The 5,159-nt window shown below is 66.8% G+C and carries 6 protein-coding genes and 1 pseudogene; 5 read left to right on the top strand and 2 right to left on the bottom strand.

The annotated features are described in order from the left end of the window. The 5 genes from EOA79_RS29435 to EOA79_RS29415 form a co-directional block, all read left to right on the top strand. Positions 1–684, top strand: a 684-nt coding sequence (locus EOA79_RS29435) for an ABC transporter permease (protein WP_164893999.1), incomplete at its 5' end; no start/stop codon positions are given. Then, positions 681–1,511: an ABC transporter permease gene (locus tag EOA79_RS29430; protein WP_095823543.1), complete on the top strand. Its 831-nt coding sequence runs from the start codon at positions 681–683 to the stop codon at positions 1,509–1,511. The genes EOA79_RS29435 and EOA79_RS29430, both read left to right, overlap by 4 nt. After that, positions 1,508–2,332 (top strand): ABC transporter ATP-binding protein, encoded by an 825-nt coding sequence (locus EOA79_RS29425; protein ID WP_095800615.1) that lies wholly within the window; start codon positions 1,508–1,510, stop codon positions 2,330–2,332. The genes EOA79_RS29430 and EOA79_RS29425 overlap by 4 nt, the downstream gene beginning before the upstream one ends. Next, on the top strand, positions 2,329–3,108 hold the full coding sequence (locus tag EOA79_RS29420; RefSeq protein ID WP_095823544.1) for an ATP-binding cassette domain-containing protein: 780 nt from the start codon (positions 2,329–2,331) through the stop codon (positions 3,106–3,108). The genes EOA79_RS29425 and EOA79_RS29420 overlap by 4 nt, the downstream gene beginning before the upstream one ends. Continuing rightward, positions 3,105–3,611 carry an L-2-amino-thiazoline-4-carboxylic acid hydrolase gene (locus tag EOA79_RS29415; RefSeq protein ID WP_095800617.1) on the top strand — a complete coding sequence of 169 codons (507 nt, stop codon included), beginning with the start codon at positions 3,105–3,107 and terminating at the stop codon, positions 3,609–3,611. Before EOA79_RS29420 ends, EOA79_RS29415 begins: the two co-directional genes overlap by 4 nt. A gap of 81 nt (positions 3,612–3,692) precedes the next feature. On the opposite strand, the gene EOA79_RS29410 is transcribed toward EOA79_RS29415, so the two are convergent. Then, the gene (locus EOA79_RS29410; RefSeq protein ID WP_164748328.1) at positions 3,693–4,985 is read right to left on the bottom strand and encodes an FAD-binding oxidoreductase; all 1,293 of its coding nucleotides are present in this window, start codon (positions 4,983–4,985) and stop codon (positions 3,693–3,695) included. A gap of 2 nt (positions 4,986–4,987) precedes the next feature. Then, positions 4,988–5,159, bottom strand: a pseudogene (locus tag EOA79_RS29405) (glutamine synthetase); the annotation flags it as partial.

Here is a 5,159-nt window from a genome sequence, read left to right as displayed (position 1 = left end):
ACACTCATCCTGATGGGCAGCGCCACCGCGCTCTCCTTCGGCCTCGGCTCGGCGCTCGGCATCTATGCCGGTGCGCGTCCTGGCAGTTTTCGCGACCGCTTCCTGTCGATCGGCTCGCTGGCGCTCTACGCCGTGCCGGGCTTTTGGCTCGGCCTTGTGCTGATCGTCGTCTTTGCCGTCGACCTGCGCTGGCTGCCGATCGGCGGCATCGAGACCATCGCATCGGCCAAGACCGGGGTGGCGCGGGCCGGCGACATCGCCACCCATCTTGTGCTGCCGGTCTCGGCGCTCGGCTTCATCTATCTCGCGCTCTATCTGCGCATGATGCGCGCCGGCATGGCGGAAGCCTGGCGGCAGGATTTCGTGCTTGCCGCCCGTGCCAGGGGCTTGCCGCGCCGGCGCATCGTGCTTGCGCATGTCGCCCGCAACGCGCTGCTGCCGCTGGTCACCATGCTCGGCTTGCAATCGGCGCAGATGCTGGGCGGCAGCGTTGTCATCGAAAGCGTCTTTGCCGTCCCCGGCCTCGGCCGGCTGGCGCAGGAAGCCGTCGCCGGACGCGACACGCCGCTGCTGCTCGGCATCATTTTGGTGAGCGCCGTGCTCGTTATCGTCATCAACCTCCTGGTCGATCTCGCCTACGCCTTCCTCGATCCGCGCGTCGGTGCCGGCGAGGCGGTCGCATGAAGAGGCTGCATCGCTTTTTCCAGACGCCGGAAGCGATCGCCGGCGCACTCATCCTCGCCTTGCTCGTCGCGATCGCGCTGGCAGCGCCGCTGCTCTTTCCGGGCGACCCGCAAGCGATCGCCGGCCCGGCCTTGCTGCCGCCGTTGCAAAATTGGTCGCTGCCGCTCGGCACCGACCGGCTCGGCCGCGACGTGCTGGCCGAACTTTTCCACGGCGCGCGCACCTCGCTGGCGGTTGGACTAGCGGCGGCCGCAGCTGCGCTTCTGGTCGGCGCGGTGGTGGGCACGCTGGCCGGTTTCGCCGGCGGCTTGATCGACGAGGTGCTGATGCGCATCACCGACGCCTTCCAGACCGTGCCTAGTTTTTTGCTGGCGCTGGCCTTCGTCAGCATCGTCGGCCCCTCGCTTGGAGTGGTGATCGCGGCCATCGCGCTCGGCGCCTGGACCGGGCCGGCGCGGGTGGCGCGCGCGGAAGTGCTGTCGATCCGCGAGCGCGACTATGTCGCCGGCGCTCGCGTCATCGGCATGCATCCGCTCGAGATTGCCTTTCGCGAGGTGCTCCCCAATGCGCTGCCGCCGGTGCTGGCGCTTTCCTCGGTGATCGTCGCGGCCGCCATCCTCACCGAAGCAGCGCTTTCCTTCCTCGGCCTCGGTGATCCCAACCGCGTCACCTGGGGCGGCATGATCGCCGAAGGCCGCACTGTCTTGCGCACCGCGCCTTTTCTGTCGATCGTTCCCGGTATCGCGCTGGTGCTGACCGTTCTCGGCGTTTACCTCGCCGGCGAGGGCGTGGTGGAAAGCACTGCGGTACGCAGGAGCCTGTCGTGACTGCGCTGCTTTCGATCCGCGATCTGACCGTGCGGTATCGGCGAGACGGCGTCGAGGTAACGGCGCTGAAGGGCATCAGCCTTGATGTGGAAGCCGGGGAACGCCTTGCGATCATCGGTGAGAGCGGCTCGGGCAAGAGCACGCTGGCGCTGGCGGTTGCGGGATTGTTGGCGGAAGCGGCCGAGGCTGGAGGTTCGATCGAGTGGCAGAAACCTCGATCGTCTCATTCCGTGACAGCTTCGCATTTTCAGCCCATTGGTGGCCGCGACATCGGCTTCGTCTTCCAGGACCCCTCCTTCAGCCTCGACCCGGTGATGCCGGTCGGCAAGCAAATTGCCGAGGTCGCACGCACGCATCTCAACCTCACCTGGCGCGAGGCTTATGCCAAAGCCAAAACCCTGCTCGAGCGCGTCCGCCTGCCCGACTCCGAAGCCGTCTTGCGCGCCTATCCGCACCAGCTGTCCGGCGGCCAGAAGCAGCGCGTTGCAATCGCAGCGGCCATCGCCGCCGCCCCGAAACTGCTGATTGCCGACGAGGCGACCAGCGCGCTCGACACCATCGTCCAGGCCGAGATCGTTTCCCTGATCCGCGGGTTGGTCAACGAGGACGGCCTGACGCTCGCCTTCATCAGCCACGACATCGCGCTCGCCGCCACGCTCGCCGAACGCATCGCGGTGCTGCGTCATGGCGAGTTGGTCGAATTGGGCGACACGGACCAGATCCTTGACGCGCCGCGCCATGCCTATACGCGCACGCTGCTCGATGCCCATCTCGGTCTCGACGCCAGGCCGCTTCTTGACCGGCAAGGCGCCCCGGCATGACCGTGCTCGCCGTCTCCAATCTCTCCAAGCGCTATCGCCGCGGCGGCAAACCTTTTGCGGCGGTCGACGATGTCTCGTTTGAGATCGGCCCGGCCGAAACGCTGGCCGTCGCCGGCCCGTCCGGCAGCGGCAAGTCGACGATTGCGCGGCTGGTACTGCGCCTGCTAGAGCCCGACGCTGGGCGCATCCAATTTGAGGGCGCGGACTTGCTTATCTTGTCGGGCGCCGCGTTGCGCGCCCGCCGTGCCCGCCTCCAGATGGTCTTTCAGGATCCGCTCGCCGCCTTTAACCCGCACTCCACGGTGGCGCGTGCGCTGGACGACCCGTTGCGCATCCACGGCATCGCCTCGCGCTCGGAGCGCCCGCGCCGCATCGCAGCTCTCTTGGAGCGTGTCGGCCTCGATGCCGGCCTTGCCGCGCGCGCGATCCACGAGATTTCCGGCGGCCAGCGCCAGCGGGTAGCGATCGCCCGCGCCATCGCCACCCGACCGTCGCTGATCGTCCTCGACGAGGCGGTCTCGGCGCTCGACGTTTCGGTGCGCGGACAGATCCTGGACTTGCTGCTCGACCTGCAAAGACAGGAACAGATCGCCTATCTCTTCATTTCGCATGATCTCGGCGTAATCCGCGCCCTCGCGCATCGCATCGTTCTCCTCGATGCCGGCCGGGTCGCCGAGAGCGGCGACGCCCGCACCGTCATCGCCAGCCCGCAATCGGCGGTCGGCAAGGCGCTGGTGGCGGCAACCCCGAGGCTGAATAGGATGAAAACACCATGACCGACTCCCACGCAGCCATTGCCGAAAAACTGTCGCGCGAGCTCGACTCCGCCTTTCGCAACCGGGGCGATCTCTATCGCCTCTTCCTCGATGAGCTGACCGCCGAGCTTGGCGCCGAGAAGGCCGAAGCATTAATGATCCGCACCATCGAAAAGCGCGGCCGGGAAGTCGCAGCGGCCGCTTTCGCCGGTTTCGGCCCCAATGATGCGCTGGCGATCGGCGAGGCGTTCCTTTCCGTCAGCCCGGATGGCGGGCGCATGTATCCGACCGACGTCGAGCGCAGGCCGAACCGCATCGCTTTCAAGGTGAAGCGCTGCCCGCTGAAGGATGCGTGGGTCGAGGCCGGCGTCGGCGAGGAAAAGCTTGCCACGCTCTGCCGCATCGCCGGCGCCTTCGACCGCGGACTGTTCGAAGCAACCGGCGTGCGCTTCGCCAACGTGACCTGGACGCCGGGCCACGGCTCCGGCTGCTGCCACATCGCGCTGACCAACCGCGACACCTAGCGAGCCGACGATTTGACTTTCGGCCGAAGACGTGCAGTTCCGCGCCGGATTCGTCGCTGGCACCGACGGGAAAGTCGGCGCTCAACGCCTGAGTCGATCGCGCATCGCATACCACAGCATGCCGAGCACATAGAGCGGCCCGCGCAGCGCCGTGCCGCCGGGGAACGGCAGCGGCGTCAGCGTCGAGAACAGGTCGAGCCGCGAGGCGTCGCCGGTGATCGCTTCCGCGAGCAGCTTGCCCGACAGCGTCGACAGGATGACGCCCTTGCCGGAATAGCCATGCGCGAAATAGACCTCGCCATAATGCCCGACATGCGGCAGGCGCGACGTCGTCACAGACACGAGCCCGCCCCAGGCATGGTCGATCCGGCACCCCCTAAGCTGTGGGAAGGTCTTTTCCATATGCGGCCGCACGAAGCCGCCAATGTCGGCGGGCGGCGAGGGCGTATAGCGCTCGCCGCCGCCGAACAGCAGGCGGCCATCCGCGGACATGCGGTAGTAATTGACCACGAAAAGCGTGTCCGAAACCGCGGCGTTGGACGGGATGACGTTGCGCGCGCCCAACGGCTCGGTGGCGACGATGTAGTTGCCGATCGGCATGATGCGGCTGTTGACGCGCGGCTCGAGCCCGTTGAGCAGCGCATCGCCGGCCAGCACCACATGCCTGGCACGGACCGAGCCCTTGTCGGTGAACACCCGGATAAAGGGTTCACGCTCCAGCCGGACGGCGACCGAGTTCTCGTGGATGGTGACGCCAGCGGCAGAAGCGGCCCCAGCGAGCCCCAGCGTGTAGTTCAGCGGATGCATGTGTCCGCCGAGCGTCTCGAAGGATGCACCGAGATAAGGCGTATCGACCATGCGCCGCGCCTCCGCCGCCGACAGGATCTCGACATGCGGGAAGTCCATCACCTTGGCGAGGCACTCGGCCTCTTCCTCGAATTCGCGCATGTCGGAGCCGTTGACCGCGCCGACCAGATGGCCGGTCAGCCGCAAGTCGCATTCGATGCCGTGGCGCTCGATAATGTCGAGCACCAAGCCTCGCGCCTCGAAGGCGAGGTCGAACAGCGCCTTCGCCCGCTCCGGCCCGAACGCTCTGACCAGCTCCTTGGCGCCCTTGCGCAGACCGGGGATTATCTGGCCGCCATTGCGCCCAGACGCACCCCAGCCGATCTTGCCGCCTTCGAGCAGCACCACTTTAAGGCCGCGTTCGGCCGCATGGAGCGCCGCCGAAAGCCCGGTGCAGCCGCCACCGACGACCACCAGGTCGGCTTCTGCATCGCCGGTAAGCGCCGGATGGTCCGGCGCCGGATTGGCAGTCGCCACATAATAGGATTTGCCGATATGAAGACCGGAATTGAAACCTGTCGAAGCCATGGTCACACCTTGAGCAGCAGATGGTCGCGTTCCCACGACGTCACCACGGTCTGGAACAGGTCGAGCTCTACGCTTTTCACGCGCAGATAGGTTTGGAAGAAATCCTCCCCGAGCAGCACCCGCACCGGCTCGCAGGCGGCGAAACGGTCGAGCGCTTCCTCCATGGTCTTGGGC

It is taken from the genome of Mesorhizobium sp. M1A.F.Ca.IN.020.03.2.1 (genome assembly GCF_004023205.1).
Taxonomy (GTDB): domain Bacteria; phylum Pseudomonadota; class Alphaproteobacteria; order Rhizobiales; family Rhizobiaceae; genus Mesorhizobium.
This window is presented reverse-complemented; position numbering and strand designations above follow the sequence as displayed.